The organism is Roseivirga sp. UBA1976, assembly GCF_002336325.1.
Taxonomy (GTDB): Bacteria; Bacteroidota; Bacteroidia; order Cytophagales; family Cyclobacteriaceae; genus Roseivirga; species Roseivirga thermotolerans.
The window spans coordinates 6,323-6,804 of the sequence record NZ_DDDQ01000083.1; the positions used below are offsets into that span (position 1 = coordinate 6,323).

General features: G+C 42.1%; 1 protein-coding gene and 1 pseudogene. Both read left to right on the forward strand.

Annotated features, from left to right (window positions below):
* A pseudogene (locus B3763_RS08105) lies at positions 1-123 on the forward strand (30S ribosomal protein S12); the annotation flags it as partial.
* A 14-nt stretch (positions 124-137) separates the two neighbouring features.
* On the forward strand, positions 138-482 hold a 345-nt coding region (rpsG, locus tag B3763_RS08110; RefSeq protein ID WP_286745549.1), incomplete at its 3' end, for a 30S ribosomal protein S7.

Consider the following 482-nt stretch of genomic DNA (forward strand, 5'->3'; position numbering starts at 1 on the left):
GTAAAAGACCTTCCCGGTGTGAGATATCACATTATCCGAGGCGCATTAGATACTGCCGGTGTGAACGGTCGACTGCAAAGAAGATCGAAATACGGTGCAAAACGACCTAAAGACAAGAAATAATCAATTAACAAATAATGAGAAAAGCTAAACCAAAGAAGAGATATATTCTTCCTGACCCGAAGTTCCACGATACTTTGGTGACTAAGTTCGTGAACTACCTGATGGTGGACGGTAAGAAGAGTATTGCCTACAGCATTTTCTACGATGCTATTGCTTTAGTAGAAAAGCGTACTGGTGAGAATGGTCTTGAGACTTGGAAAAAAGCATTGAGTAACATCATGCCTTCTGTTGAAGTGAAGTCGAGAAGAGTGGGTGGTGCTACCTTTCAGGTGCCTACCGAAGTAAGACCTTCCAGAAAGACATCACTCGGTATCAAGTGGATGATTTCCTTTGCCAGAAAAAGAGGTGAAAAAACCATG